The 26,280-nt window shown below is 52.2% G+C and carries 27 protein-coding genes and 1 other annotated feature; of the genes, 13 read left to right on the top strand and 14 right to left on the bottom strand.

What is annotated here, in order from left to right; translation table 11 throughout:
* Positions 1-119: 119 nt before the first annotated feature.
* From OGV80_RS08970 to osmB, 3 genes are all read left to right on the top strand, one after another.
* Entirely contained in the window at positions 120-302 is a 183-nt protein-coding gene (locus OGV80_RS08970) for a YciZ family protein (protein ID WP_047410865.1), read from the top strand.
* 95 nt (positions 303-397) lie between these two features.
* A complete protein-coding gene (yciT, locus tag OGV80_RS08965) occupies positions 398-1,150 on the top strand; it encodes a DNA-binding transcriptional regulator YciT (protein WP_047410862.1) in 753 nt (250 codons plus the stop codon).
* 268 nt (positions 1,151-1,418) lie between these two features.
* The gene (osmB, locus tag OGV80_RS08960; protein ID WP_043016156.1) at positions 1,419-1,637 is read left to right on the top strand and encodes an osmotically-inducible lipoprotein OsmB; all 219 of its coding nucleotides are present in this window, start codon (positions 1,419-1,421) and stop codon (positions 1,635-1,637) included.
* A gap of 91 nt (positions 1,638-1,728) precedes the next feature.
* On the opposite strand, the gene yciH is transcribed toward osmB, so the two are convergent.
* From yciH to pgpB, 5 genes are all read right to left on the bottom strand, one after another.
* On the bottom strand, positions 1,729-2,055 hold the full coding sequence (gene yciH / locus OGV80_RS08955) for a stress response translation initiation inhibitor YciH (RefSeq protein ID WP_043016155.1): 327 nt from the start codon (positions 2,053-2,055) through the stop codon (positions 1,729-1,731).
* A complete protein-coding gene (gene pyrF / locus OGV80_RS08950) occupies positions 2,056-2,793 on the bottom strand; it encodes an orotidine-5'-phosphate decarboxylase (protein WP_105179604.1) in 738 nt (245 codons plus the stop codon). It abuts the gene before it with no gap.
* Between the two features lie 190 nt (positions 2,794-2,983).
* Positions 2,984-4,153, bottom strand: a complete 1,170-nt coding sequence (lapB, locus tag OGV80_RS08945) for a lipopolysaccharide assembly protein LapB (protein ID WP_286514568.1) — start codon at positions 4,151-4,153, stop codon at positions 2,984-2,986.
* A 6-nt stretch (positions 4,154-4,159) separates the two neighbouring features.
* On the bottom strand, positions 4,160-4,468 hold the full coding sequence (locus OGV80_RS08940; protein ID WP_006684318.1) for a LapA family protein: 309 nt from the start codon (positions 4,466-4,468) through the stop codon (positions 4,160-4,162).
* 149 nt (positions 4,469-4,617) lie between these two features.
* On the bottom strand, positions 4,618-5,382 hold the full coding sequence (gene pgpB, locus OGV80_RS08935; protein WP_087050490.1) for a phosphatidylglycerophosphatase B: 765 nt from the start codon (positions 5,380-5,382) through the stop codon (positions 4,618-4,620).
* 202 nt (positions 5,383-5,584) lie between these two features.
* Here pgpB and ribA point away from each other — a divergent pair, with 202 nt between their 5' ends.
* Positions 5,585-6,175: a GTP cyclohydrolase II gene (gene ribA / locus OGV80_RS08930; protein ID WP_043016151.1), complete on the top strand. Its 591-nt coding sequence runs from the start codon at positions 5,585-5,587 to the stop codon at positions 6,173-6,175.
* Between the two features lie 49 nt (positions 6,176-6,224).
* Here ribA and acnA read toward each other — a convergent pair whose 3' ends face one another.
* The 5 genes from acnA to topA all read right to left on the bottom strand — a co-directional run bounded on the left by acnA (position 6,225) and on the right by topA (position 13,597).
* Positions 6,225-8,900: an aconitate hydratase AcnA gene (gene acnA / locus OGV80_RS08925; RefSeq protein ID WP_043016150.1), complete on the bottom strand. Its 2,676-nt coding sequence runs from the start codon at positions 8,898-8,900 to the stop codon at positions 6,225-6,227.
* A 288-nt stretch (positions 8,901-9,188) separates the two neighbouring features.
* Positions 9,189-9,359 carry a YciX family protein gene (locus tag OGV80_RS08920; protein ID WP_167373449.1) on the bottom strand — a complete coding sequence of 57 codons (171 nt, stop codon included), beginning with the start codon at positions 9,357-9,359 and terminating at the stop codon, positions 9,189-9,191.
* A gap of 3 nt (positions 9,360-9,362) precedes the next feature.
* Positions 9,363-9,524, bottom strand: a complete 162-nt coding sequence (locus OGV80_RS08915) for a YmiA family putative membrane protein (RefSeq protein ID WP_008784933.1) — start codon at positions 9,522-9,524, stop codon at positions 9,363-9,365.
* Between the two features lie 292 nt (positions 9,525-9,816).
* Positions 9,817-10,791: an HTH-type transcriptional regulator CysB gene (gene cysB / locus OGV80_RS08910; RefSeq protein WP_043016149.1), complete on the bottom strand. Its 975-nt coding sequence runs from the start codon at positions 10,789-10,791 to the stop codon at positions 9,817-9,819.
* 208 nt (positions 10,792-10,999) lie between these two features.
* A complete protein-coding gene (gene topA, locus OGV80_RS08905; protein ID WP_087053392.1) occupies positions 11,000-13,597 on the bottom strand; it encodes a type I DNA topoisomerase in 2,598 nt (865 codons plus the stop codon).
* Between the two features lie 398 nt (positions 13,598-13,995).
* Here topA and OGV80_RS08900 point away from each other — a divergent pair, with 398 nt between their 5' ends.
* Positions 13,996-14,247: a YciN family protein gene (locus OGV80_RS08900; protein WP_043016147.1), complete on the top strand. Its 252-nt coding sequence runs from the start codon at positions 13,996-13,998 to the stop codon at positions 14,245-14,247.
* Positions 14,248-14,300: 53 nt separating this feature from the next.
* On the opposite strand, the gene sohB is transcribed toward OGV80_RS08900, so the two are convergent.
* Positions 14,301-15,347, bottom strand: a complete 1,047-nt coding sequence (sohB, locus tag OGV80_RS08895) for a protease SohB (protein WP_286514561.1) — start codon at positions 15,345-15,347, stop codon at positions 14,301-14,303.
* 220 nt (positions 15,348-15,567) lie between these two features.
* Here sohB and OGV80_RS08890 point away from each other — a divergent pair, with 220 nt between their 5' ends.
* Both OGV80_RS08890 and cobO read left to right on the top strand, forming a co-directional pair.
* Complete coding sequence (locus OGV80_RS08890; protein WP_043016145.1) at positions 15,568-16,329, top strand: YciK family oxidoreductase; 762 nt, start codon at positions 15,568-15,570, stop codon at positions 16,327-16,329.
* On the top strand, positions 16,326-16,916 hold the full coding sequence (gene cobO, locus OGV80_RS08885) for a cob(I)yrinic acid a,c-diamide adenosyltransferase (protein ID WP_043016144.1): 591 nt from the start codon (positions 16,326-16,328) through the stop codon (positions 16,914-16,916). The genes OGV80_RS08890 and cobO overlap by 4 nt, the downstream gene beginning before the upstream one ends.
* Positions 16,917-16,998: 82 nt before the next feature.
* On the opposite strand, the gene rluB is transcribed toward cobO, so the two are convergent.
* From rluB to rnm, 3 genes are all read right to left on the bottom strand, one after another.
* Positions 16,999-17,874 carry a 23S rRNA pseudouridine(2605) synthase RluB gene (rluB, locus tag OGV80_RS08880; RefSeq protein ID WP_003020625.1) on the bottom strand — a complete coding sequence of 292 codons (876 nt, stop codon included), beginning with the start codon at positions 17,872-17,874 and terminating at the stop codon, positions 16,999-17,001.
* Between the two features lie 100 nt (positions 17,875-17,974).
* Positions 17,975-18,595, bottom strand: coding sequence for an L-threonylcarbamoyladenylate synthase (locus OGV80_RS08875; protein ID WP_003020628.1), 621 nt, complete (start codon positions 18,593-18,595; stop codon positions 17,975-17,977).
* Positions 18,592-19,470 (bottom strand): RNase RNM, encoded by an 879-nt coding sequence (gene rnm, locus OGV80_RS08870; RefSeq protein ID WP_043016143.1) that lies wholly within the window; start codon positions 19,468-19,470, stop codon positions 18,592-18,594. Before rnm ends, OGV80_RS08875 begins: the two co-directional genes overlap by 4 nt.
* Before the next feature lie 135 nt (positions 19,471-19,605).
* On the opposite strand from rnm, the gene trpL reads away from it, so the two are divergent.
* From trpL to trpA, 6 genes are all read left to right on the top strand, one after another.
* Complete coding sequence (trpL, locus tag OGV80_RS08865; protein ID WP_191229385.1) at positions 19,606-19,650, top strand: trp operon leader peptide; 45 nt, start codon at positions 19,606-19,608, stop codon at positions 19,648-19,650.
* Positions 19,627-19,721, top strand: a sequence feature (Trp leader region). (Overlaps the previous gene by 24 nt.)
* A 23-nt stretch (positions 19,722-19,744) precedes the next feature.
* Entirely contained in the window at positions 19,745-21,307 is a 1,563-nt protein-coding gene (locus OGV80_RS08860) for an anthranilate synthase component 1 (protein ID WP_047410834.1), read from the top strand.
* Entirely contained in the window at positions 21,307-22,902 is a 1,596-nt protein-coding gene (trpD, locus tag OGV80_RS08855; RefSeq protein ID WP_003020639.1) for a bifunctional anthranilate synthase glutamate amidotransferase component TrpG/anthranilate phosphoribosyltransferase TrpD, read from the top strand. Before OGV80_RS08860 ends, trpD begins: the two co-directional genes overlap by 1 nt.
* A gap of 3 nt (positions 22,903-22,905) precedes the next feature.
* On the top strand, positions 22,906-24,264 hold the full coding sequence (trpCF, locus tag OGV80_RS08850; protein ID WP_213732160.1) for a bifunctional indole-3-glycerol-phosphate synthase TrpC/phosphoribosylanthranilate isomerase TrpF: 1,359 nt from the start codon (positions 22,906-22,908) through the stop codon (positions 24,262-24,264).
* Between the two features lie 10 nt (positions 24,265-24,274).
* A complete protein-coding gene (gene trpB / locus OGV80_RS08845; RefSeq protein ID WP_043016140.1) occupies positions 24,275-25,468 on the top strand; it encodes a tryptophan synthase subunit beta in 1,194 nt (397 codons plus the stop codon).
* On the top strand, positions 25,468-26,274 hold the full coding sequence (trpA, locus tag OGV80_RS08840; protein WP_043016139.1) for a tryptophan synthase subunit alpha: 807 nt from the start codon (positions 25,468-25,470) through the stop codon (positions 26,272-26,274). The genes trpB and trpA overlap by 1 nt, the downstream gene beginning before the upstream one ends.
* Positions 26,275-26,280 lie beyond the last annotated feature (6 nt).

The following is a 26,280-nucleotide window of genomic DNA, read 5'->3' as shown; positions in this document are numbered from 1 at the left end:
GTAATCACAGAATATATAATATTCTCCAATCGTTCAGGTTAATACTATTTTTCCCTTCTCTTTTGCCATGAAATTCTGCATCATGAAATTCAAACTCTATTGCCATTAGGATGATGACCATGTCTGATATCGACGCTCAGCGTCTGGCCGAACGTATTGATACCGTGCTGGATATCCTCGTTGCAGGTGATTACCACTCAGCCATCCATAACCTTGAAATTCTGAAGGCTGAACTGTTAAACACAGTCAAAGAAGATACCGAATCTTTGGCGAAAAAGCCTAAGGCTCCGTGGGAGATCTGATGACATCGCACTTTTGATGTCGCTGCTATCAGCAAACTGCGGATAATGCAGTTTCCGTTTAATTTCCGATACGATATCGCTATAAAATTAATACTATGAATTCCCGACAACAATCTATTTTGCAGATGGTGACCGACAAAGGTCAGATGAGCGTCGCCGATCTGGCAAAACTCACCGGCGTATCAGAAGTGACGATCCGACAGGATCTGAACACGCTGGAAAAACAGAGTTATTTACGCCGAGCGCACGGCTTTGCTGTTTCATTGAACAGCGATGATGTTGAAACACGCATGATGACCAATTTCACCCTGAAGCGTGAGCTGGCTGAATTCGCCGCATCGCTGGTAAGCCCAGGCGAGTCCGTGTTCATTGAAAACGGCAGCAGCAATGCGCTTCTGGCCAGAACATTGGCTGAGCAAAAGGATGTCACCATTATCACTGTGAGTAGCTACATTGCCCATCTGCTGAAAGAAACCCCCTGCGAGGTAATTCTTCTCGGTGGAATTTACCAGAAAAAAAGCGAGAGTATGGTCGGCCCTTTAACTCGCCAGTTTATCCAGCAGGTACACTTCAGCAAGGCCTTTATCGGCATTGACGGCTGGCAAGCAGACACCGGCTTTACCGGACGCGACATGATGCGTTCTGACGTGGTTAACGCGGTGCTGGAAAAAGGCGCAGAAGTCATTGTGCTAACCGATAGCTCAAAATTCGAAGCCATCCACCCTTACACGTTGGGTCCGTTAGAGCGATTCAGCCGTGTAGTAACGGACTCCAGACTCAGTGCCAGCGTGCAAATGCAGCTCGAGCATTCAGGATTGACCGTCAATATCATTGATGCCCACGCATAAAATCTTCAGCAGATGATTTGTCAGCAGGCAAATCATCTCCTCTCTGAGAGTTATCTGACAGTCCAATTAAGACTTTTTACCTGTCGTTAACAGGATAAAGTCGTAAAATTAATGTTAGCGATATAACAGGAACGAACATCCAACTTCAGGATAGTGTTTGTAATGCCTTCGCTACACGGTTTCACGGAAATATCTTCTATAGTCTTAATTTAGCGCTATTCTTAAAGAACACTGGATTCCGTGAATCAATAATTCAGGAGAAAGTATTATGTTAGTAACGAGCAAAAAAATGACCGCCGCCATTCTGGCAATTACTCTGGCAATGTCTCTGAGTGCCTGCTCTAACTGGTCCAAACGAGACCGTAACACCGCTATCGGCGCTGGTGCGGGTGCAGTGGGTGGTGCAGTCCTGACTGATGGCAGCGCGCTGGGTACGCTGGGTGGTGCTGCAGTAGGTGGTATAATTGGCCACCAGGTGGGTAAATAATCTACGGTTGAACGGCTCGATATAATAATACGTTTACTTTTTCAGGTCTGTATTATTAAAAAGCCACGGATTTTTTCCGTGGCTTTTTTTATTAACCGCCTGCCAGTTTAACCTTCATTCCTTTGGCTTCCAGCAACGATTTAATCAGGTCGCGTTTGTCACCCTGTATTTCAATCACACCGTCTTTTACCGCCCCACCGCACCCACACTTTTTCTTCAGTTCAGCGGCTAATTTGGTCAGTTCGGCATCGTCTTGATCAAGACCGGTAATCAGACACACGCCCTTACCTTTGCGGCCACTGGTCTGGCGCTGGATACGCACAATGCCATCGCCTTTTGGACGCTCAGGCGCCGTTTTCGGTTCATCAATACGCCCGGAGTCGGTTGAATAGACCAGACGAGAGTTTGAGTCGTTCATTTACGCACCTCGTTTCAGGGAGGCGTTGATCATCTTCAGCGTCTGCGCGGGATCCGCAGACTGCGTGACCGGACGACCAATCACCATGTAATCCACACCGGCTAACTGCGCCTGCTCCGGCGTCATAATACGACGCTGATCGCCCGCCTCGCTACCTTCCGGACGAATCCCTGGCGTCACCAGCTTAAATGCCTGACCAAACGCCTGCTTGAATCGCACCGCTTCCTGCGCTGAACACACTACCCCGTCCAGACCACAATTTTGAGTTAAGCGCGCCAGTCTCTCAGCATGCTCTGCAGGTGACAACGTCACGCCAAGATCGGCGAGGTCGCTGGCTTCCATACTGGTCAGAACCGTTACCGCAATCAGCAGCGGCGCGTCCTTGCCAAAAGGGAGTAAGGCTTCACGGGCTGCGGTCATCATACGTGCCCCGCCAGAGGCATGAACGTTAACCATCCACACACCAAGATCGGCTGCGGCTGCAACGGCATGCGCGGTGGTATTGGGAATATCATGAAATTTCAAATCAAGAAAGACATCAAAGCCACGCTGTTGTAAATCGCGAACCATCTGAGGTCCAAAAAGCGTGAACATCTCTTTGCCCACTTTCAAACGGCAATCACGAGGATCAATTCTGTCGACAAAAGCTAATGCTTTATCACGATTGGAATAATCGAGAGCGACAACGACAGGAGAATCAGTAACAGCACGAGAAGAAGATGAAGCAGTAAACGTCATGACCAGACCTTCTTGAGGATGGGCGCCTCCGGCGGCGCGAAATGGGTAAACGGCGTGCATTCTACCTGCGGTAATAGAAAATTAACAGGCGCGATTACATTTCTGCCAGGCGAAACTGGCAGCGGAGGTGAAGGATGGATCTATTAAATATAACTAGTATGTTGTAACTAAAGTGAGGTTTTTTTAAAAATTACAGCCCATCAAGTCCGCGAATGGGCTTAATGCTTGACCATGAACGGCAAGATGGGCAATGCCAGTACAGCGTATACGCGGTAAAACCACACTTCTGGCAGCGGTAGCGCGGCTTGCTGCGTACCTGCTCCCCGACCATATCGCGCAGAACCATCAGGCTTTCTTTGGCACGCCCTTCTTCTGCTTCGTTGAGATGGTAATCCATCAGTTTGTGGAACACGCGCATCGTAGGATGGCGTTGCAACTGCTGAGTGATATAAACCTGAGCTGTCTCAGCACCCTCACGCGCTTCAAGAATATCAGCCAGCATCAGTTCGGCGGCGGCGCCAGTATTCTCCTCAACGGCCCGACGCAAAAACTCCACCCACTCATCGTTTTTCCCCAGATGCTGGTAGCAGCTTTGCAGCATTTCCAGCGTTTCACTGACCAGTTCTTTATCCTGGGAAATCACCCGCTGCAGGCTTTCAACTGCCTTTGCGTAATCACCTTTCTCCATATACACGCGCCCCATCATGATGGATACCCGCGCACTGTTTTTATCTGCCGCTGCGCCTTTTTTCAACAGCGTCATGGCGCGATCCAAATCGTCGCTACCCATTTGCTGTAGGGCCAGTTCGCAATAGAAGTGGGCTATCTCATTACGCTGCTTGTCTTTACCAAGCTTCACCAGACGCTCCGCGACATCAATGGCTTTTTGCCATTCGCTGGTGGCCTGATAAATTTGCAACAGCTGCTGTAATGCGCCGACGCGAAAATCAGTTTCATCGGTCAGCTGATTGAACATGTCTTCAGCGCGGTCATACAAACCCGCGGCCATGTAGTCGCGTCCCAGTTGTTGCACGGCCAGTAAACGCTGCTCGTAGGTCAGCGAGGCACTTTCCATTAGCGTTTGATGGATGCGGATTGCGCGATCGACTTCACCGCGAGAGCGAAACAGGTTTCCGAGGGTGAGATGAGCCTCAACGGTGCCTGTGTCCTCTTTTAGCATATCAAGGAACAGATCCACCGCTTTGTCTTGTTGGTTGCTCAGGAGGAAGTTAACCCCGGCGACATAGTCACGGGAAAGACGGTTAGCTTCATCCTGCTTGTTTTGTTGCGCACTTCTGCGACCCATATACCACCCATAGGCAGCGGCTACAGGTAAAAGCAGAAACAACAACTCCAACATAAATAATTATTCCTTCACAACCGACGAATCGGCAGAAACCGCAACGTCGGTCGCAGGCGCAAGCTGGTTTTCCAGTCGTTTGATTTTACGTTCGGCGCGCGCAAGAGACACACGAACCTTCAGCCAGAAAAGGCCGCAAATTAACCAACCAATCGCAAAACCTGCGGCAAACAATACAGCAAGCAGCGTAGAGATACGATACTCACCCTGAGCCAGCAGGTAATTAAACGTAACCTGTTGATCGTTTTGCGCGCCTAATGTCACCGAAATAACAAAAATCGCCAACACCAGTAAGAAAATGAGTAAATATTTCACATTACTTCCCGTTATGTGGTTTGAGCGAATAAATCGTGTCCAACTTACCGCGTTGAGCCCTTTAAATTACCATTTTCACAACGAGTGCGAAACGGAAAAGCGCTTTCCACTTTCTGATTTAAGGGCAAAATTTGAAAAATCAATCATCGCTAGCTTTCTTGTTCTCGCTGCGCAATTTCTTTTTTCTCCTGTACTGGCGGTGTTAATGGCCCGCATACCCGCTGCGCAAGCCACGTCGCCAACGTCACCAGCAGCCACGAAATCAGCGTTGCCACCACCAAATCACGGGGCCAGTGCATGCCTAACAGCAAGCGGCTACCCATAACGCCGGTGGCCCAGGTCAGCAAAAACACAATTGTCAGCGTACGTCTGCGCGGCCATAACAATCCTACTGCCAGTAAAGCCCAACTGGCGGCAAACATCGTATGCCCGGATGGAAAAGCGAACCCCGTTTCTTTTTGCCAGTGCTTGCGTAAAAACGTTGGAATATCCTGCTGTTCTGCCAATTGTTCTTTGACTAAGTGCCCACGATCTTTACGTTTTAAAGTGTAGAACTCATCAACCGAAATATTGTGCGTTTTTTCCAGCCACATGACAAAAGGTCGCGGCTCTTGCACCCTGTCTTTGACCCAGGACTTCACGCCCTGCCCGACTAAAATCGCTGCCGCCAGAATAGCAAACAACATCACTGCGGCTTTCAGACGAAAGCGCAGGCACCACAGAAACCATGCGCAGAGAACAACATGAGTGATAATTCCCCACGGCTGCGTCACCGTTTCCGTTACCCAGTACAAGGACTTTAACCACCAGACATTGTGTCCCGGCTGCCAGCTCCAGCCAGATACCCATACGGCAACCGGCATGATAAGTAGTAGTCCAGCCCCAACTGCGGTGCGCTTTGCAATAGAAAGCATTGCCTCTCCTTTCGTCGATAAGTCTCACAATCATAACTGAAAATTGCGCATGCCGGGAAAATTGACAATTTTGTGCCATTCCAAAAGCGAATCCTTGGTCGCGATTAGGTGAACGTCGTTGCCTTATGGCAAAATAGTGTAATACAGAACAGAAGCCGACAGGCGAAGGCACGACGAGTGCCAGCATAATCTGGAGAATTACATGCAGCTTAAACGTGTGGCAGAAGCCAAACTGCCAACCCCCTGGGGTGATTTCCTGATGGTGGGATTTGAAGAACTGGCAACCGGACACGATCATGTCGCATTGGTTTTTGGCGATATTACAGGCCAAACGCCTGTCCTGGCGCGCGTCCACTCGGAATGTCTGACTGGCGATGCGCTGTTTAGCCTGCGTTGCGATTGCGGTTTCCAGCTCGAAGCGGCCCTCACCCATATTGCAGAAGAAGGGCGAGGGATACTGCTTTATCACCGTCAGGAAGGACGTAACATCGGCCTGCTCAACAAAATCCGCGCTTACGCGTTGCAGGACCAGGGTTATGATACCGTTGAAGCTAATCATCAATTGGGATTTGCGGCAGACGAGCGCGATTTCACGCTGTGTGCGGATATGTTCAAGCTGCTGGGTGTGGATGAAGTTCGTTTGCTGACCAATAATCCGAAGAAAGTAGAAATCCTGACCGAAGCGGGAATCAATATTGTTGAACGTGTGCCGTTGATTGTGGGCCGTAACCCAAACAATGAACATTACCTGGACACCAAAGCCGCCAAGATGGGACATTTGCTCAGCAAATAAGCATTGCCAGCACTGGTAAAAAAGCCTGCTCTCGCAGGCTTTTTGCATTTTAATTCAACATATTACGAATCACGTAATGCAGAATACCATCGTTTTGATAGTACGTTAGCTCCGTTGCGGTATCAATACGACAGCGGCATAGTATCACCTCTTTACGCCCATCCGGGCGTACCATACTCACCGGGACTGTCGCCCCCGGCTTAATGTTTTGTAAGTCCGTGATATCGATCGCTTCCTCACCGGTTAATCCCAGCGTTTTACGCGTGACGCCCTGCGGGAATTCCAGCGGTAAAATCCCCATACCAATCAGGTTAGAGCGGTGAATACGCTCAAAAGACTCAGCGATAACTACGCGAACCCCTAGCAAGCGCGGGCCTTTCGCCGCCCAGTCGCGGCTGGAACCGGAGCCATACTCTTTCCCGGCAATAACTGCCAGAGGTACGTTCTCCTGCTGATATTGCATGGCCGCATCATAGATAGCCACCACTTCAGTTCCCGGCAAATGACGCGTCATGCCGCCTTCCACGCCGGGCACCATCTCATTGCGAATACGAATATTGGCAAAAGTACCACGCATCATCACTTCATGATTCCCGCGTCGTGAACCGTAGGAGTTAAAATCTTTACGTTCAACGCCGTGACTTTGCAGATAACGCCCCGCCGGGCTGTCCGGTTTAATACTGCCGGCAGGAGAAATGTGGTCGGTGGTGACGGAATCCCCGAGCATTGCCAGAATACGCGCGCCGTGAATGTCCTGAACCGGGTCCGGCGTAGCCTGCATACCATCGAAGAATGGGGACAAGCGGATATAGGTCGAGTCAGACTGCCAGCCATAAGTATCAGCCCGATCAACCTGGATTGCTTTCCATTCTGGCGTGCCTTCAAACACTTCAGCATACTCTTTATGGAACATGGCGGTAGAGACCTGCTCTACGGCACGGGCTATTTCCTGGGCTGTCGGCCAGATATCTTTCAGATAAACGGGATCGCCTTTTCTGTCATGGCCTAACGGATCTTTCGTCAGGTTGATATTCATATTTCCCGCCAGCGCGTAAGCCACCACTAGCGGCGGAGACGCCAACCAGTTAGTTTTCACCAGCGGATGGATACGACCTTCGAAGTTACGGTTGCCGGAAAGTACCGCCCCTACCGTCAGATCGCCTTTTTTGATGGCGGTCTCGATAGGATCGGGTAAAGGCCCAGAGTTACCTATACAGGTGGTACAGCCATAACCTACAAGATTGAATCCCAGCTCATCAAGGTACGGTGTGAACCCGGCCTGTGCCAGATAATCAGAGACCACCTTCGATCCAGGCGCCAGCGAGGCTTTTACCCACGGCTGACGTTTCAGACCCAGCGTCACTGCTTTTTTCGCCAGTAGCCCCGCCGCCATCAGTACGCTTGGGTTGGAGGTGTTGGTACAGGAAGTGATAGCGGCTATCACCACCGCACCGTCCGGCAGCTTATACTGCTGGCCGCTCATGGTGTAGTCCACGGGCTGACGGTCTTTCAGCGAGCTATTCACCTCAAGTTCATTACTGGCCGAAAAAGCTTTCGGTACATCAGCCAGCGCCACCCGATCCTGCGGGCGCTTTGGTCCGGCAAGACTTGCCTCCACGCTGCCCATATCCAGCTCCAGCGAACTGGTAAATACGGGTTCATCGCCGGCGTTACGCCACATGCCCTGCGCTTTGGCGTAGGCGCTGACCAGCTCAACCTGCTCCTCACTTCGCCCACTCAGACGCATGTATTCGAGGGTGATGTCATCGATCGGGAAGAAACCGCAGGTTGCGCCGTATTCCGGCGACATATTCGCAATGGTTGCCCGGTCGGCCAGCGGTAAGGTGTCCAGCCCATCACCGTAGAATTCAACAAATTTACCGACCACGCCGTGCTTACGCAGCATCTGGGTGACGGTCAGAACCAGGTCAGTCGCGGTGATACCTTCCCGCAGCTTGCCCACCAGTTTAAAGCCCACAACATCGGGGATAAGCATTGAGACGGGTTGACCCAGCATTGCCGCTTCGGCTTCAATGCCTCCAACGCCCCAGCCCAGTACACCGAGACCATTAATCATCGTCGTATGAGAATCGGTACCGACCAGCGTATCGGGATAAGCCACCCACTCACCGTCCTGTAACTCGCTCCAGACGGCTTTGCCCAGGTATTCAAGGTTAACCTGATGGCAAATCCCCGTCCCCGGCGGCACAACGCTGAAGCGACTAAATGCCTGCTGTCCCCATTTCAGGAACACATAACGCTCATGGTTACGTTCCATTTCCAGACGAACGTTTTCTTCGAAAGCATCATCATCACCGAAACGATCCACCGTTACCGAGTGGTCAATGACCAGATCCACTGGCGAAAGCGGATTCACTTTTGCCGTATCCCCACCCAGACGTTTCACCGCTTCGCGCATGGCGGCCAGATCGACCACCGCTGGCACGCCGGTAAAATCCTGCATCAAAACGCGAGCAGGTCGATAGGCAATTTCACGATCGGCATGGGCGGTTTTCAGCCAATGCGCGAGCGCATGAATATCTTCTTCAGTAACAGAATTTCCGTCCTGCCAACGAAGCAGGTTTTCCAGCAAAACTTTTAGCGACTTAGGTAGGCGGGTGATATCACCCAGTGATTTCGCGGCCAGCGGCAGACTGTAGTAACGGTAGGTTTTATCTTTAACCTGCAATGTGTCCTTACTGGCTTCTCGTAGGGTCGACGACATAGCTCCTCCTTAAATGACAGGGTTGGATCCCCTGATTTTCTTCAGGGTTAGTATTAAAGATAACACAAACAAAATGTAACGCTTTGATAACAACTCAAATTGATAAAAGTGGCAGGTGAAGTCAATGGCGAGAGAAAGGTTAAAGCAATGAAAATTTTAACGGTGAATGTGTAACAGACAACGGCCACTCGATAATACGCGGATTAGCGTGGCTGATGGCGCTTGTTCGGAATTAATTAGTAGAGATACAAGACGGTGGGCTAATAATAGTAATAAAAAACATATCAATTATTGTTTCTGTTCATCATCATCAGCAAACAGATCGATAAAGGCCCGCTGTTCAGGAGAGAGTTTCCAGGTCACAGGAATATTCGGCTTATTCTCTGCGTCGCGTTGACTCTCATGTTCACGAGAGTCAGGAGATGGCGTCGCGGTAGAGCGTTGTTCCGGTGTGGACATCACCTACCCCCACACATTCCAGGCCACGAGCGCGACAATGATCCAGAATATCGCAGAGCCAAGAAACACAGCGAACCAGGCTTTACGTTTCATTGCGGGATCCCGGCGTGCTGGCTGGTTTCCTGAAGGCATCGCTAACCTCATACTATCGAAATCACTTATCATTTAGGCACCAAACAATTGGTACAATTAATCATCAGATAGGAGGAATCCTAATTAAAAAGGTGAAAAAAAGCCAGATAATTTTCGTGCTCGACCTGATAAATAAATTAATAGTTTGATCGGTTATAAATATTTGTGAAGGATTTTTGGCGCGCTTAGTAATTTGAAACTACTTTAGTGAGACTTCACCATAAACAATATACGGTTAATATAGAGATGAAAAATAATGAATAGTTCAGATTCTGTCGTCGGTATCGCTTTATGTTTAAGGATACCGACGAGGTTACAGTCGTTATTATTTCTCAGGTAATTTAATATCTTTAAACATGGCTTCAATATCGTCGTTGGAACGCAGCGCCACCGCCGTATCCACCACATCACGCGTCAGATGCGGTGCGAAACGTTGAATAAAATCATACATGTAACTGCGTAAAAAGGTGCTGCGACGAAAACCAATTTTGGTGGTGCTATGGCTGAAAATGTCATGCGCATCAACGCGAACCAGGTCAGGGTCGGACACAGGATCAACCGCCATACTGGCAATGACCCCCACGCCGAGACCCAAACGGACATAGGTCTTGATGACATCGGCATCGGTCGCGGTAAAAACAATGCGCGGCTCCAGTCCGGCACGATTGAACGCGGTGTCCAGCTCCGAACGCCCGGTAAATCCAAAGGTGTAGGTCACCAGTGGATACTGCGCCAGTTCCTCAATAGATACGGAAGATTTGCCCGCCAACGGATGGTCCGGCGTAACGACAATCGAACGGTTCCAGTGGTAGCAAGGCAGCATCACCAGGTCGTCATACAGGTGCAAAGCTTCCGTCGCGATAGCAAAATCTGCATTCCCTTTCGAGACGGCTTCGGCGATTTGCGTCGGCGATCCTTGATGCATATGCAATGAGACGCGAGGATAACGTTCAATAAAGCCTTTAATCACGTTTGGCAGCGCGTAACGCGCCTGAGTGTGGGTAGTAGCGATATACAATGAGCCCTTGTCCGGCCAGGTATGTTCGCCAGCTACGGACTTAATGGCCTCGACCTTGGACAAAACTTCGCGCGCAATACGAATAACTTCCTGTCCCGCTGGCGTAACCTGGGTCAGGTGCTTACCGCTACGGGCAAAAATCTGGATGCCAAGCTCATCTTCCAGCATGCGAACTTGCTTACTGATACCTGGCTGGGAGGTATAAAGCCCTTCCGCGGTTGAGGAGACATTAAGGTTGTGGTTCACCACCTCAACAATGTAGCGAAGCTGCTGTAATTTCATGTTAAGCCATCCCGATTTGCGCCATCAAATCATCGTTTCAGAGCAGGCTCGTTGGCGCTGCTAATACGATTTAATAATAAAAAGTGTGTTAACTATAACCACTATATCATTTCTATGTGAGCTGTATAGTGATGAAAAAAAATAATACGCCAGAAACAAAAAGGGCCGCTTACGCGACCCTTTGAGGAGAAATTCAGCCAGAATGCTGTTATTTCTTTCCTTCTACCCATTTGCCATCAACGAAGAACGCGGACCAGCCGGTAGCCTTACCGTCTTTCTCAGCGGCAACATATTGCTGCTTAGTTTTACGGCTGAAACGAACCATGGACTTGTTGCCGTCCGGATCGGTCTGCGGCGCATCTGCCAGATAGCGCAGTTTTTCCGGCAGACGATCGCGGAAACGGTACAACTCTTCCACTAACGGCGCACGGGTCTCACGTGATTTCGGGAACGTATTTGCCGCCAGGAAGATACCCGCAGCACCATCACGTAACACGAAATACGCGTCAGATTTTTCACACGGCAGTTCTGGCAACGGAACCGGATCCTCTTTCGGCGGAGCGACTTCACCGTTACGCAGGATCTTACGGGTATTTTTGCACTCGTCGTTGGTACACGCCATGTACTTACCGAAACGTCCCATTTTCAGGTGCATTTCAGAGCCACATTTCTCGCACTCAACGATAGGACCGTCATAACCCTTGATACGGAATTCACCCTCTTCGATCTCATAGCCGTCGCAGGTAGGGTTATTACCACATACATGCAGCTTGCGCTTAGGATCGATAAGGTAGCTGTCCATCGCCGTGCCGCACTTCTGGCAGCGTCGTTTGGCGCGCAGCGCGTTCGTTTCCGCATCGTCGCCTTCCAGCACGTTCAGCACTTCGTTTTCCGGCACCAGGTTAATGGTGGTTTTGCAACGCTCTTTTGGGGAAAGCGCGTAGCCGGAACAACCAAGGAAAACGCCGGTACTGGCGGTACGAATACCCATCTTGCGTCCGCAGGTTGGGCAATCAATACTGGTCAGCACCATCTGGTTCGGACGCATACCGCCTTCTTCAGGGTCTTTCTCAGCTTTATCCAGTTGCTGAGTAAAATCAGTGAAGAAGTTGTCGAGTACGCCCTTCCATTCGGCTTCGTGATTTGCCACCTGGTCGAGACTGTCTTCCATCTGCGCGGTAAAATCGTAGTTCATCAGTTCGCGGAAGTTTTCTTCCAGACGATCGGTGACGATTTCACCCATTTTTTCAGCATAGAAACGACGGTTCTCAACGCGAACATAACCCCGATCCTGAATCGTAGAGATGATCGACGCATACGTGGATGGGCGACCAATGCCACGTTTTTCCAGCTCTTTAACCAGCGAAGCTTCGCTGAAGCGCGCAGGCGGTTTGGTAAAGTGTTGCGCTGGCGTCAGTTCGATAAGCGTCAACGTATCGCCTTTATCTACCGCCGGTAAAATGCGATCTTCATCGCCCTTACGCAGCGCAGGCATTACTTTGGTCCAGCCATCGAAGCGCAGAATACGGCCACGCGCCTTCAGACGGAAATCACCCGCGCCCACGGTCAGCGTGGTGGAGTCATATTTGGCTGGCGTCATCTGACAGGCAACAAACTGGCGCCAGATCAGCTGATACAGTTTCTGCGCATCGGCTTCCATATCTTTCAGCGATTCCGCCTGTACTGCGACATCAGAAGGACGGATAGCTTCGTGCGCTTCCTGCGAATTCTCTTTGCTGGCGTACTGGTTCGCGCTCTCCGGCAGATACTTGTTGCCAAAATTATCGCCGATGTACTCGCGAACCATGTTCACCGCATCCTGACTCAGGTTGGTTGAGTCAGTACGCATATACGTGATGTAGCCCGCTTCATACAAGCGCTGCGCCATCATCATAGTTTTCTTCACGCCGAAGCCCAGACGCGTGCTGGCAGCCTGCTGTAGCGTGGAGGTGATGAACGGCGCGCCCGGCTTGCTGCTGGTCGGCTTATCTTCACGTTCCAGGACGCTGTAGCGCGCTTTTTCCAACAAGCTAACGGCGGCAAGCGTTTGTTCCCGGTTGACCGGGCGGAACGGTTTGTCATTCTGATGCGTTACCTGAAGCGGTAACGCGTCGCCGCCTGGCGTAGTCGTGCTGGCATCAATCTCCCAGAACTCTTCTGGAACGAATGCTTTGATTTCGCGTTCACGCTCAACCACCAGACGCACAGCAACCGACTGTACGCGGCCAGCGGAAAGACCGCGCGCAATTTTTTTCCACAGCAACGGCGACACCATATAGCCCACAACACGGTCCATAAAGCGGCGCGCCTGTTGCGCATTCACACGGTCGATATTCAGTTCGCCCGGTTTTTCAAACGCTTGACGAATAGCGTTTTTGGTAATTTCGTTAAACACCACGCGGCTGTAACGGGTGTCATCGCCGCCGATCACTTCCCGCAGGTGCCACGCAATGGCTTCCCCTTCGCGGTCAAGGTCGGTTGCGAGATAGATGTGGTCTGCTTTTTCAGCCAGTTGCTTCAGTTCAGAAACAACTTTTTCTTTACCGGGCAGCACTTCATAGCGCGCATCCCAGTTGTGCCACGGGTCAACACCCATACGGTTGACGAGAGCGCCACGTTCATCCTTTTTGGGCTTTTTAGCCGTTTTGGTGGAGGTTGAGTCGGCGCTCTTTTTAGTTGCTGAGCCACTGGTCGGCAAATCACGGATATGACCGACGCTGGATTTCACCACGTAGTCATTACCCAGATACTTGTTGATCGTTTTGGCTTTTGCCGGGGACTCAACGATGACAAGAGCTTTACCCATATTCACCTTTACCTAATTTGATTCTTCCAGAATGCGTCGCACGTTGATTCACCTTCCACTGGCGACGAGACATCGATATGGTCTCTGCGTCGGCGGATATCAACCCCTTAAACTGATTCGCGCTTGTAATGTAACTCTCATGTTACTGAGTTAACAGGCTTTTTTGCTCACAAACGCTATAGCACGACGGAGTATTGGTCGAATGTCAAGCAAATCTGTTGCCAGATTGACGAAAGCGTCACACTGTACCTGATAAAATGCGTTACGCAACTTTATTAGCATGCAAAAACAAATCTCGCCAGTTGCAATCCCCTCCTAAAGCCTTCATTTAAGTCAGGGAATATTTGCCCACAAGCCGGGCTCGGCGTAGACTAATGTCCTTGTTTAAGGAGTAAATAATGCATAAAGACACTCAACCCATCGATCGCGAAACACTGCTGATTGAAGCCAACAAAATCATTCGTGAGCATGAGGACACGCTGGCGGGGATTGTCGCCACCGGCGTTACGCAGCGAAATGGCGTGCTGGTTTTCAGCGGAGATTACTTTTTAGACGAGCAAGGGCTACCAACGGCCAAAAGTACGGCGGTGTTTAATATGTTTAAACACCTGGCGCATGTACTTTCTGAAAAGTATCACTTGATCGATTAACGCGAGAAATGATTTGCCGGATGACTATGTTCGCGCCATCCGGCAATGTCAATTTACATCAGCGGCTTTTGACCCCGCTGCCACCAGCGCAGCAGTAAACGATCTGCGCTCTCGGCCGCACTGCCGGTAAAACGGTCCATCAGTTTTTTACGCTGCAGATAACGTACGTTAAACACTTCGCGACCTTCCATCAGGCTGAGAATCACCTCATCGCTGGTATTAATCTCATCCACCAGCCCGTTTGCCAGCGCCTGTTGCCCAAACCAGTGCTCCCCGGTGGCTACCTGCTCAATGTCCAGAGTCGGACGCATGCGATGCACAAAATCTTTAAACAGGTGATGCGTTTCGTTCAGGTCTTCGCGGAATTTCTGCCGCCCTTCTTCCGTGTTCTCGCCAAGCAGCGTCAGCGTACGCTTATACTGTCCGGCCGTGTGCAGTTCGATATCAATGTCTTTCCCTTTCAGGAAGCGGTTAAAGTTCGGGATCTGTGCCACGACGCCAATAGAGCCGACGATGGCAAACGGCGCAGAGACAATTTTATCCGCCACGCAGGCCATCATATATCCGCCGCTCGCAGCGACTTTATCCACCGTGACGGTCAGTGGGATCTGCTTATCGCGCAGGCGTTGTAACTGCGACGCGGCCAGGCCATAGCCGTGTACCACACCGCCCGGGCTTTCCAGACGAACCACTACCTGATCCTGAGGTTTAACGACCGCCAGCACCGCCGTCACCTCTTCGCGTAATGCGCTAACCTCATGGGCATCCATACTGCCTTTAAAATCAAGTACCCATACACGCGGTTTATCAGATGACGTGCTGTCTCCCTGTTTTGCTTTAGCTTTGGCAGCCTTAGCCTCTTGCTTATGTTTCTTTTTCTGCGCCTTATGCCAGAACTTTTGTTGATGCCCATCCAATAGGGCCAGCGACAGGTCTTCTTTCATCTCTTTATATTGATCGCTGAGATTAATAACCCGCAATTCCCCACGCTGACGTTTGCGTTGTGTCGCGTTGACGATCAGCATAACTATCACCGCAATAGCCACCACGACAGTGACAATTTTTGCCAAAAACAGCCCATATTCAGACAACAATTCCACGAGACCCACCTTGGTTAAACAACGCTACTTTCGCTCAGTGTACAACAGCCTTGTTAACCCGTCTTGTTTCATCCACCCCGCAAGGAATCAGCAAAAAGCATGACAAAGCGTTCATTTTGCGGTGTTATTGCCTTTGGCTGATTGAAAAAGAACAGGGTTTAAGGCATAAAGCCCAAAAGTTATCGCGAACGAGATGGCCAGGCGTCGCCGAGGAGTAGCCGTGCATTATCAACCTAAACAAGACCTTCTACAGGACCGTATTATTCTGGTCACCGGTGCCAGCGACGGCATCGGACGTGAGGCCGCACAAACTTATGCGCGTTACGGCGCGACCGTTATTCTGCTAGGGCGTAATGAAGAAAAGCTGCGTCAGGTTGCCCGCACCATTGCCGATGAAAACGGTACGCAACCACACTGGTTCACGCTGGATCTGCTCACCTGTACTTCTGATGAATGCCACCAGCTCGCACAGCGTATTGCCGCGCATTTCCCGCGTCTGGATGGCGTACTGCATAATGCCGGTCTACTCGGCGATATTTGTCCGATGAGTGAGCAAAACCCGCAGGTCTGGCAGGACGTGATGCAGGTAAACGTCAACGCCACCTTTATGCTGACCCAGGCATTGTTGCCGTTGTTGCTCAAATCCGATGCCGGATCGCTGGTCTTTACTTCTTCAAGCGTTGGCCGCCAGGGGCGCGCCAACTGGGGGGCGTATGCTACCTCCAAATTTGCTACCGAAGGAATGATGCAGGTTCTGGCAGATGAATATCAGAACCGTCACCTGCGCGTAAACTGTATCAATCCAGGCGGTACACGTACTGGTATGCGAGCCAGCGCGTTCCCGACGGAAGATCCGAACAAATTGAAAACACCCGCCGATATTATGCCGCTCTACCTGTGGCTGATGGGCGATGACAGCCGCCGTAAAACCGGTATGACTTTCGATGCCCAACCGGGCCGTAAACCAGGAATTGCCCAATGAGTGAAGAACGCTATCAGCAGCGCCAGCAGCGCGTAAAAGACCGGGTTGACGCCCGTGTTGCCGCAGCGAAGGATGAGCGCGGGATTATTATTGTGTTCACCGGAAATGGTAAGGGTAAAACCACCGCTGCGTTTGGTACCGCCACGCGTGCGGTAGGCCACGGTAAAAAAGTCGGTGTGGTGCAATTTATTAAGGGTACGTGGCCAAACGGCGAACGAAACTTACTCGAACCCCACGGCGTAGAGTTTCAGGTTATGGCGACAGGATTTACCTGGGAAACGCAAAATCGCGAGTCCGACACCGCAGCCTGTATGGCCGTGTGGGAACACGGCAAGCGGATGCTGGCCGACGCTGAACTGGATATGGTGATACTGGACGAGCTGACCTATATGGTGGCATACGACTACCTGCCGCTTGAAGAGGTCATCAATGCCCTAAACGCGCGCCCTGCCCATCAAACGGTCATTATCACCGGTCGCGGATGCCATCGCGATATTCTGGAGTTAGCGGATACGGTCAGCGAACTACGCCCGGTCAAGCACGCGTTTGAAGCGGGTGTGAAAGCCCAAATAGGAATAGATTATTGAGTGTAGGCCGGATAAGGGTTTGCACCACATCCGGCTCCACGCTAACGCCTGATGGCGCTTTGCTTATCAGGCCTGGTCATGATTAGCCGTTGTTGCTACGACCGCCCGGACGACGACTGCTGCCGACCTGTGAATGGCGCTTCACCGCACGACGGATCTGATTCGCCTTCATACGGCGACGATCTTTCTCGACGGCAACTTTAGAGGTCGTTTCCGGTTTCAGTTCTACCAGCTCACGCAGATAGTTGGTCTGGGCAAGATCAAGCTCCGTCCAGCCGCCACGCGGCAGGCCTTTCGGCAGCGGGATATCACCGTAACGGACACGGATAAGACGACTTACCTGCACACCCACGGCTTCCCACAGGCGACGGACCTCACGGTTACGCCCTTCGGTCAACGTAACGTTGTACCACTGGTTGATCCCTTCACCACCGCTGAACTTGATCGTTTTAAATGCCGCAGGACCATCTTCCAGTTGCACGCCACGGCTCAGATCGCGCAGTTTTGCATCATCAACCTGACCAAACACACGTACCGCATATTCACGTTCAACTTCGCGGCTTGGGTGCATCAGACGGTTAGCCAGTTCACCATCGGTGGTAAAGAGCAGTAAACCACAGGTATTCACGTCCAGACGCCCTACGGCAATCCAGCGCGCATCGCGCAGTTTTGGCAGACGATCAAACACGGTTGGACGACCTTCCGGGTCGTTACGGGTACACAGTTCACCTTCGGGCTTGTAATAGGCCAGAACGCGGCAGATTTGCTCCGCAGACTCTTTAACCGAAATCAGATGACCGTCGATACGGATTTTCAGACCCGGAGTGACTTCAACGCGATCGCCGAGCGTGGCAATTTTGCCATCAACGCTCACGCGACCCGCGGCAATTATGGATTCAATTTCACGGCGAGAACCGTGGCCAGCGCGCGCCAGCACTTTTTGTAACTTTTCGCTCATAGAGCTTCCTTTAGATGTCGCCTTCACAGGCGTCGAACAGGAGAATCAACGGCGCCAGTCAGCGCCATTTTAAGGCCGCGTAGTATAGCGGTTCGCGTCCTTATAAGAAAGGTTTAACGTCGCCGACGCCTTCACGCAACACGACCGGAGAATCGTCGGTTAAATCGATGACCGTGGTCGGCTGTTGGCCGAGATATCCGCCGTGGATAATTAAATCCACCTGTTTCTCCAGACGATCTTTAATTTCTTCCGGATCTGACTCGGTAAATTCGCTGCCCGGCAGCATCAGCGACGTAGAGAGCATCGGCTCGCCCAGCGCTTCCAGCAACGCCAGCGCAATGGGATTCGAGGGTACACGCAGGCCGATGGTCTTACGTTTTTCCTGCAACAGTCGACGTGGCACTTCTTTCGTCCCTTTCAGGATGAAGGTGTAGTTGCCCGGCGTGTTGTTTTTAATTAAACGAAAGGCCACGTTGTCGACAAACGAATAGGTCGACAGTTCAGACAAGTCACGGCACATCAGCGTAAAGTTGTGCCCGTCCGGCAGGTGACGAATGCGACAAATGCGCTCCATCGCGCCTTTATCTTCAATTTTGCAGCCCAACGCATAGCCGGAATCGGTTGGATAGACGATCACCCCACCTTTACGCACGATTTCAACGGCCTGATTGATCAGTCGCTGTTGTGGGTTTTCGGGATGAATATAAAAAAACTGGCTCATACTTTCCTCTCTGTGGTCTCGGGCTGTTCCCAGAGTTGCCAGACGCCTTCTACGCCTGCGGGCAACCAGAGTTTACGCCCCAGCTCAATCCATGGACAGGGTAGATGAAAATCAGACCCTTGCGATGCCCACAGTTGATGCGAACGCGCAAGCGTCGCCAGATGGGTGCGTTCATTGGGAGACTGCTGGCACTGTGCCACTTCCATCGCGTCGCCGCGATGTTCAGCAAAATGCGCAACCAGTCTTTTCAGCCACTTAGCGCTAAGATCGTACCGCCCAGGATGAGCCAGAACTGCCTTACCGCCAGAATGATGAATGACATCAATAGCTTGTTCTATTGTACACCACTGTGGCGGAACGTAACCGGTTTTCCCACGGGCAAGATATTTTTTAAAGACATCCGCCATGGTTGTGGCTTTTCCGCATTCCACCAGAAAACGCGCAAAATGGCCCCGGGTAACCGCCCCGCCATCAGCAAGACGTAACGCCCCTTCCCACGCGCCGGGAATATGCGCTTTATCGAGCCGTTCGGCAATCAGGCGTGCGCGCTGCTGACGACGTTCCGTTTGTTGCGCCAGAAAATCGCGCATCATTGGATGGGCGATATCAATGTTCAGACCCACTATATGGATCTCATGATTTTCCCAGACCGTTGATATTTCGACGCCGGGGATCAAATTTAACGCTAAACCCGAACGTGAAATTTCTTCTCTTGCCGCCGCAATACCCGCCGTGGTGTCATGATCGGTGATCGCCAGTGTACCGACTCGCATCTCTACCGCACGGTGTACTAAGGCTTCTGGCGTTAATCGTCCATCGGAGGCTGTAGTATGACTGTGCAGGTCATAAATCACTGCGTAATTCGTGTCGCTCAAGGCGGCTCCCGTTTCAATAAATGTCTTAACACGCTCATCATAGCGGTTTCGACAAATATACTGAAATCAGGTGTTGACTTTATTCCATCGAACTAGTTAACTAGTACGCAAGTTCACATGAAGAAGGTATCTGAGATGAAAGCAACATTTTTTCTGCACGGTTGGTGGCGCACTTCCTGATTTCGGGCAGTGTCTTACGTCTGCAATATGCAACCAGATACCCGGCCCGCCAAATGAGCGGGCTTTTTTTTGAACAAAATTAATGAGAATAACGATGCAAACTCAAAAACCGACACTCGAACTGCTAGCCTGCGATGCCGCCTACCGTGAAAATCCAACGGCGCTGTTTCACCAGGTGTGTGGCGCACGCCCGGCCACGCTGCTGCTGGAATCTGCCGATATCGACAGCAAAGACGATCTGAAAAGCCTGCTGCTGGTCGACAGCGCATTACGCATTACCGCCCTCGGTGACGCTGTCACTATTCAGGCATTATCCGCAAACGGCGCATCGCTGCTGCCCCTGCTGGATGCCGCTCTGCCAGCTGGCGTTGAGAACGAACAACAACCAAATGGCCGTCATCTGCGATTCCCTGCCGTCAGCCCGCTGCTTGATGAAGACGCTCGCTTATGCTCCCTTTCCGTATTTGATGCTTTCCGTTTATTGCAGGAGCTGGTTAATGTTCCTGCGCAAGAACGTGAAGCCATGTTCTTCGGCGGTCTGTTTTCCTACGACCTGGTTGCCGGTTTTGAAGAGTTACCACAACTTGAAGCGGGCAACCGTTGCCCTGACTACTGCTTCTATCTGGCTGAAACGCTGATGGTGATCGACCACCAGAAGAAAAGTACCCGCATTCAGGCCAGCGTATTTACCCCTGACGATGTAGAAAAACAGCGACTCAACGCCCGACTGGCGCAGTTGAGCCAGCAGCTTACCGAGCCTGCGCCGCCGCTGCCCGTCACTGAAGTCCCGCAGATGCGCTGTGAATGCAATCAGAGCGATGAAGAATTTGGCGCCGTGGTGCGTGGGATGCAAAAAGCCATTCGCGCGGGCGAAATTTTCCAGGTTGTTCCGTCCCGCCGTTTCTCGCTGCCCTGCCCGTCACCGCTGGCAGCCTACTATGTCCTGAAGAAAAGTAACCCCAGCCCGTACATGTTTTTCATGCAGGACAACGATTTCACGCTGTTTGGCGCCTCCCCGGAAAGCTCACTGAAATACGATGCCACCAGTCGCCAGATTGAAATCTACCCGATTGCCGGAACCCGCCCACGCGGTCGTCGTGCAGACGGTTCGCTTGACCGCGATCTCGACAGCCGTATTGAGCTGGAGATGCGTACAGACCATAAAGAGCTTTCCGAGCACCTGATGCTGGTTGACCTTGCGCGTAACGACCTGGCGCGCATTTGTACGCCGGGCAGCCGCTACGTTGCTGATCTGACCAAAGTGGATCGGTACTCCTTCGTGATGCACCTGGTTTCCCGGGTAGTAGGCGAGCTGCGTAGCGATCTGGATGTGCTGCATGCTTACCGTGCCTGCATGAACATGGGCACGCTTAGCGGCGCGCCGAAGGTTCGCGCCATGCAGCTTATCGCCGAAGCCGAAGGTCGCCGCCGCGGCAGCTATGGCGGCGCGGTAGGTTACTTCACGGCCCATGGCGATCTGGACACCTGTATTGTGATTCGTTCTGCTCTCGTGGAAGACGGTATTGCCACCGTGCAGGCCGGCGCCGGGATTGTGCTGGATTCTGTTCCACAGTCTGAAGCCGATGAGACCCGTAATAAAGCACGAGCGGTTCTGCGTGCTATCGCCACCGCGCACCACGCACAGGAGACTTTCTAATGGCTGACATTCTGCTGCTCGATAATATCGACTCTTTTACTTATAACCTGGCAGATCAGCTGCGCACTAACGGTCACAACGTGGTGATTTACCGCAACCATATTCCGGCCCAGACGTTAATTGACCGCTTAGCAACCATGAAAAACCCGGTGCTGATGCTCTCTCCGGGTCCTGGTGCGCCAAGCGAAGCCGGCTGCATGCCGGAGCTGTTAACCCGCCTGCGCGGCAAACTGCCAATTATCGGCATTTGTCTGGGGCATCAGGCGATTGTTGAAGCCTATGGTGGTTATGTCGGTCAGGCTGGCGAAATCCTGCACGGCAAAGCGTCCAGCATTGAACACGACGGCCAGGCAATGTTCGCCGGTCTGGCAAATCCGCTGCCGGTGGCGCGCTACCATTCGCTGGTTGGCAGTAATGTGCCCGCCGGATTGACCATCAACGCCCACTTTAACGGCATGGTGATGGCGGTGCGTCACGACACCGATCGCGTCTGCGGCTTCCAGTTCCATCCGGAATCCATTCTGACTACCCAGGGCGCGCGTCTGCTGGAGCAAACGCTGGCCTGGGCGCAACAGAAGCTCGAACAGACCAATACGCTGCAACCCATTCTGGAGAAACTGTATCAGGCTCAGACGCTGTCTCAGCAGGAAAGCCACCAGCTGTTTTCTGCTGTGGTACGCGGTGAACTGAAGCCGGAACAACTGGCTGCAGCACTGGTGAGCATGAAAATCCGTGGTGAACACCCGAATGAAATTGCCGGTGCGGCAACCGCGCTACTGGAAAACGCCGCTCCGTTCCCGCGTCCTGATTATCTGTTTGCCGACATTGTCGGTACCGGCGGCGACGGCAGCAACAGTATCAATATTTCTACCGCCAGCGCGTTTGTTGCGGCGGCTTGCGGATTGAAAGTCGCCAAACACGGCAACCGCAGCGTATCCAGCAAATCGGGTTCTTCGGATCTGTTAGCGGCATTTGGTATCAATCTGGATATGAACGCCGATAAATCCCGTCAGGCGCTTGACGACCTCGGGGTGTGCTTCCTGTTTGCGCCGAAATATCACACCGGATTTCGCCATGCCATGCCGGTACGCCAACAGTTGAAAACCCGCACGCTCTTTAACGTGCTCGGCCCACTGATTAACCCGGCGCATCCGCCGCTGGCGCTGATCGGCGTATACAGCCCGGAACTGGTGCTGCCGATTGCCGAAACGCTGCGCGTATTGGGATATCAGCGGGCAGCCGTAGTGCACAGTGGCGGCATGGATGAGGTTTCATTGCATGCGCCGACCATTGTGGCAGAGCTGCACGATGGCGAAATCAAGAGTTATCAACTGACGGCGGAAGACTTTGGCCTGACGCCATACCACCAGGAACAGCTGGCTGGCGGCACGCCGGAAGAAAACCGTGACATTCTTAGTCGCTTGTTACAAGGTAAAGGTGAAGCCGCTCATGAAGCTGCTGTTGCCGCAAATGTCGCCATGTTAATGCGCCTGCACGGTGAAGAAGATTTAAAAGCCAATGCGCAAACCGTGATTAATGTACTGCGCAGCGGTGCGGCCTATGACCGCGTCACTGCTCTGGCAGCAAGAGGGTAAATGATGCAAACCGTTTTAGCGAAAATTGTCGCAGACAAGGCGATTTGGGTAGAAGCCCGCAAACAGCAACAACCGCTGGCCAGCTTTCAGAATGATGTTCAACCCAGCTCTCGCGATTTCTACGATGCGCTGCAGGGTGCGCGCACCGCCTTTATTCTGGAGTGCAAAAAAGCGTCTCCGTCAAAAGGCGTGATCCGCGATGACTTTGACCCGGCACAGATTGCGGGGATATATAAACATTATGCTTCCGCAATTTCCGTCCTGACCGATGAGAAATATTTCCAGGGGAGCTTTGATTTCCTGCCCATCGTCAGCCGGATCGCACCGCAGCCGATTCTGTGTAAGGATTTTATTATCGATCCATACCAGATTTACCTGGCACGTTTCTACCAGGCGGATGCCTGTCTGTTGATGCTGTCGGTGCTTGATGATGAGCAATACCGTCAACTCGCCGCCGTCGCCCATAGCCTGAAAATGGGCGTACTGACCGAAGTCAGTAACGAAGAAGAGCTGGAGCGTGCTATCGCTCTGGGCGCCAAAGTCGTTGGTATCAATAACCGTGATTTACGCGATCTGTCGATTGACCTGAATCGCACCCGCCAGTTGGCGCCGCGACTGGGTCATGGCGTAACCGTCATCAGCGAGTCCGGCATCAATACCTATGGTCAGGTGCGCGAGCTCAGCCACTTCGCCAACGGTTTTCTGATTGGCTCCGCGCTGATGTCGCACGATGATCTGCATGCCGCCGTACGTCGCGTACTACTTGGCGAGAATAAAGTCTGCGGTTTAACCCGGGCTCAGGATGCAAACGCGGCATACGAAGCGGGCGCCATTTACGGTGGCCTGATTTTTGTGCCCACATCGCCGCGCGCGATCGGCGTTGAACAGGCACGAGAGGTCATGACCGGCGCGCCGCTGCAATACGTCGGGGTGTTTCGCAACACAGAGATTAGCGACGTGCGTGAAATAGCGGCTGCTTTGGGACTCACTGCCGTGCAACTGCATGGTAGTGAAGACCAGGCCTATATTGATGCGCTACGCGATGCGCTACCCGCGCAGGTACAAATCTGGAAGGCGCTGAGCGTCAGCGAGACCTTGCCAGCCCGTGATTATCAGCATGTCGATAAATACGTATTCGACAATGGTCAGGGCGGCAGCGGTCAACGCTTCGACTGGTCACTTTTAGGCGGACAATCGCTGGATAACGTTTTACTGGCTGGCGGACTCGGCGCAGATAACTGCGTTGACGCAGCAAAAGCCGGCTGTGCCGGTCTCGATTTCAATTCTGGCGTAGAGTCACAGCCGGGCATCAAGGATGCACGTCTTTTGGCTTCGGTCTTTCAGACGCTGCGCGCATATTAAGGAAAAGGACATGACAACATTACTCAATCCATATTTTGGTGAATTTGGCGGTATGTATGTGCCACAGATTCTGATGCCTGCCCTGCGCCAGCTGGAAGAAGCTTTTGTCAGCGCGCAAAAAGATCCTGAATTTCAGGCGCAGTTTACAGACCTGCTGAAAAACTATGCTGGTCGCCCAACCGCACTGACCAAGTGCCAGAACATTACTCAAGGCACTAACACGACGCTGTATCTCAAACGTGAAGATTTACTGCACGGCGGCGCGCACAAAACTAACCAGGTACTGGGCCAGGCGTTGCTGGCGAAGCGTATGGGTAAAACAGAGATCATCGCCGAAACCGGCGCGGGTCAGCACGGTGTTGCATCAGCTCTCGCCAGCGCACTGCTGGGGTTGAAATGCCGTATTTATATGGGTGCGAAAGACGTTGAACGCCAGTCGCCTAACGTTTTCCGTATGCGTCTGATGGGTGCTGAAGTCATCCCGGTTCACAGCGGTTCCGCAACGCTGAAAGATGCCTGTAACGAAGCGCTGCGCGACTGGTCTGGCAGCTACGATACCGCGCACTATATGCTCGGTACGGCGGCAGGTCCGCACCCCTTCCCGACCATTGTTCGTGAATTCCAGCGCATGATCGGTGAAGAAACCAAAGCACAGATTCTCGAAAAAGAGGGGCGCCTGCCGGACGCCGTTATCGCCTGCGTGGGCGGCGGTTCTAATGCCATCGGTATGTTCGCCGACTTTATTAATGAAGCCAGCGTCGGTCTGATTGGTGTAGAGCCAGGCGGTCACGGGATTGAGTCCGGGGAACATGGTGCGCCATTGAAACATGGCCGTGTCGGGATTTACTTCGGCATGAAGTCCCCCATGATGCAGACCGAAGAAGGACAGATTGAAGAGTCTTACTCTGTATCTGCGGGGCTGGACTTCCCGTCAGTCGGACCACAGCATGCGTATCTGAACAGCATTGGTCGCGCCGATTATGTTTCGATCACCGACGATGAAGCGCTGGAAGCCTTCAAAACGCTGTGTCTGCACGAGGGGATTATTCCGGCACTGGAGTCCTCCCATGCCCTGGCGCACGCATTGAAAATGATGCGTGAAAACCCGGAAAAAGAGCAGCTACTGGTGGTTAATCTCTCCGGTCGCGGCGACAAAGACATTTTCACCGTACACGATATTCTGAAAGCGCGAGGGGAAATCTGATGGAACGTTACGAAAACCTGTTTGCACAGCTGAAGGACCGCAAAGAAGGTGCTTTTGTCCCCTTCGTAACCCTGGGCGATCCGTCCGTTGAGCAGTCACTGAAAATCATTGATACGCTGATTGAAGCCGGTGCCGATGCCCTTGAGCTCGGTATTCCGTTCTCCGATCCGCTGGCTGACGGCCCAACTATTCAGGAAGCCACCCTGCGTGCATTTGCCGCCGGCGTCACGCCGTCGCAATGCTTTGAAATGCTGGCGCTGATTCGCCAGAAGCACCCGACGATTCCCATTGGGTTGCTGATGTATGCCAACCTGGTGTTCAGTAAGGGCATTGATGAGTTTTACGCCCAGTGTGAAAAAGTGGGCGTGGATTCTGTGTTAGTGGCTGATGTTCCCGTTGAGGAATCCGCACCATTCAGAGCTGCGGCACTGCGCCACAACATCGCACCTATTTTTATCTGTCCGCCGAACGCCGATGAAGAACTGCTGCGCCAGATTGCCTCTTACGGTCGCGGCTATACCTACCTGCTTTCGCGTGCAGGTGTTACCGGTGCGGAAAATCGTGCGGCGTTACCGCTGCATCACCTGGTCGAAAAATTGAAAGAATATGATGCGCCGCCTTCTTTACAGGGGTTCGGTATCTCTGCGCCTGAACAGGTCGCCGGTGCTATTGAAGCCGGCGCTGCTGGCGCAATTTCCGGCTCGGCGATTGTGAAAATCATTGAGAAGAATGTTGCGGTACCAGAACAAATGCTGGCTGAGCTGAACGCTTTTGTCAGCGCGATGAAAGCCGCCACCCGCCAGTAAGCTACA

Source organism: Citrobacter sp. Ce119, assembly GCF_030334525.1.
GTDB lineage: Bacteria > Pseudomonadota > Gammaproteobacteria > Enterobacterales > Enterobacteriaceae > Citrobacter > Citrobacter europaeus.
This window is presented reverse-complemented; position numbering and strand designations above follow the sequence as displayed.

What these genes read in the sequence shown, in the direction of transcription:
- OGV80_RS08970 (WP_047410865.1), top strand. Translation starts at nt 120, where the DNA reads ATGTCTGATATCGACGCTCAGCGTCTGGCCGAACGTATTGATACCGTG.
- yciT (WP_047410862.1), top strand. Translation starts at nt 398, where the DNA reads ATGAATTCCCGACAACAATCTATTTTGCAGATGGTGACCGACAAAGGT.
- osmB (WP_043016156.1), top strand. Translation starts at nt 1,419, where the DNA reads ATGTTAGTAACGAGCAAAAAAATGACCGCCGCCATTCTGGCAATTACT.
- yciH (WP_043016155.1), bottom strand. Translation starts at nt 2,055, where the DNA reads ATGAACGACTCAAACTCTCGTCTGGTCTATTCAACCGACTCCGGGCGT.
- pyrF (WP_105179604.1), bottom strand. Translation starts at nt 2,793, where the DNA reads ATGACGTTTACTGCTTCATCTTCTTCTCGTGCTGTTACTGATTCTCCT.
- lapB (WP_286514568.1), bottom strand. Translation starts at nt 4,153, where the DNA reads ATGTTGGAGTTGTTGTTTCTGCTTTTACCTGTAGCCGCTGCCTATGGG.
- pgpB (WP_087050490.1), bottom strand. Translation starts at nt 5,382, where the DNA reads ATGCTTTCTATTGCAAAGCGCACCGCAGTTGGGGCTGGACTACTACTT.
- ribA (WP_043016151.1), top strand. Translation starts at nt 5,585, where the DNA reads ATGCAGCTTAAACGTGTGGCAGAAGCCAAACTGCCAACCCCCTGGGGT.
- acnA (WP_043016150.1), bottom strand. Translation starts at nt 8,900, where the DNA reads ATGTCGTCGACCCTACGAGAAGCCAGTAAGGACACATTGCAGGTTAAA.
- OGV80_RS08920 (WP_167373449.1), bottom strand. Translation starts at nt 9,359, where the DNA reads ATGTCCACACCGGAACAACGCTCTACCGCGACGCCATCTCCTGACTCT.
- OGV80_RS08915 (WP_008784933.1), bottom strand. Translation starts at nt 9,524, where the DNA reads ATGATAAGTGATTTCGATAGTATGAGGTTAGCGATGCCTTCAGGAAAC.
- cysB (WP_043016149.1), bottom strand. Translation starts at nt 10,791, where the DNA reads ATGAAATTACAGCAGCTTCGCTACATTGTTGAGGTGGTGAACCACAAC.
- topA (WP_087053392.1), bottom strand. Translation starts at nt 13,597, where the DNA reads ATGGGTAAAGCTCTTGTCATCGTTGAGTCCCCGGCAAAAGCCAAAACG.
- OGV80_RS08900 (WP_043016147.1), top strand. Translation starts at nt 13,996, where the DNA reads ATGCATAAAGACACTCAACCCATCGATCGCGAAACACTGCTGATTGAA.
- cobO (WP_043016144.1), top strand. Translation starts at nt 16,326, where the DNA reads ATGAGTGAAGAACGCTATCAGCAGCGCCAGCAGCGCGTAAAAGACCGG.
- rluB (WP_003020625.1), bottom strand. Translation starts at nt 17,874, where the DNA reads ATGAGCGAAAAGTTACAAAAAGTGCTGGCGCGCGCTGGCCACGGTTCT.
- OGV80_RS08875 (WP_003020628.1), bottom strand. Translation starts at nt 18,595, where the DNA reads ATGAGCCAGTTTTTTTATATTCATCCCGAAAACCCACAACAGCGACTG.
- OGV80_RS08860 (WP_047410834.1), top strand. Translation starts at nt 19,745, where the DNA reads ATGCAAACTCAAAAACCGACACTCGAACTGCTAGCCTGCGATGCCGCC.
- trpD (WP_003020639.1), top strand. Translation starts at nt 21,307, where the DNA reads ATGGCTGACATTCTGCTGCTCGATAATATCGACTCTTTTACTTATAAC.
- trpCF (WP_213732160.1), top strand. Translation starts at nt 22,906, where the DNA reads ATGCAAACCGTTTTAGCGAAAATTGTCGCAGACAAGGCGATTTGGGTA.
- trpB (WP_043016140.1), top strand. Translation starts at nt 24,275, where the DNA reads ATGACAACATTACTCAATCCATATTTTGGTGAATTTGGCGGTATGTAT.
- trpA (WP_043016139.1), top strand. Translation starts at nt 25,468, where the DNA reads ATGGAACGTTACGAAAACCTGTTTGCACAGCTGAAGGACCGCAAAGAA.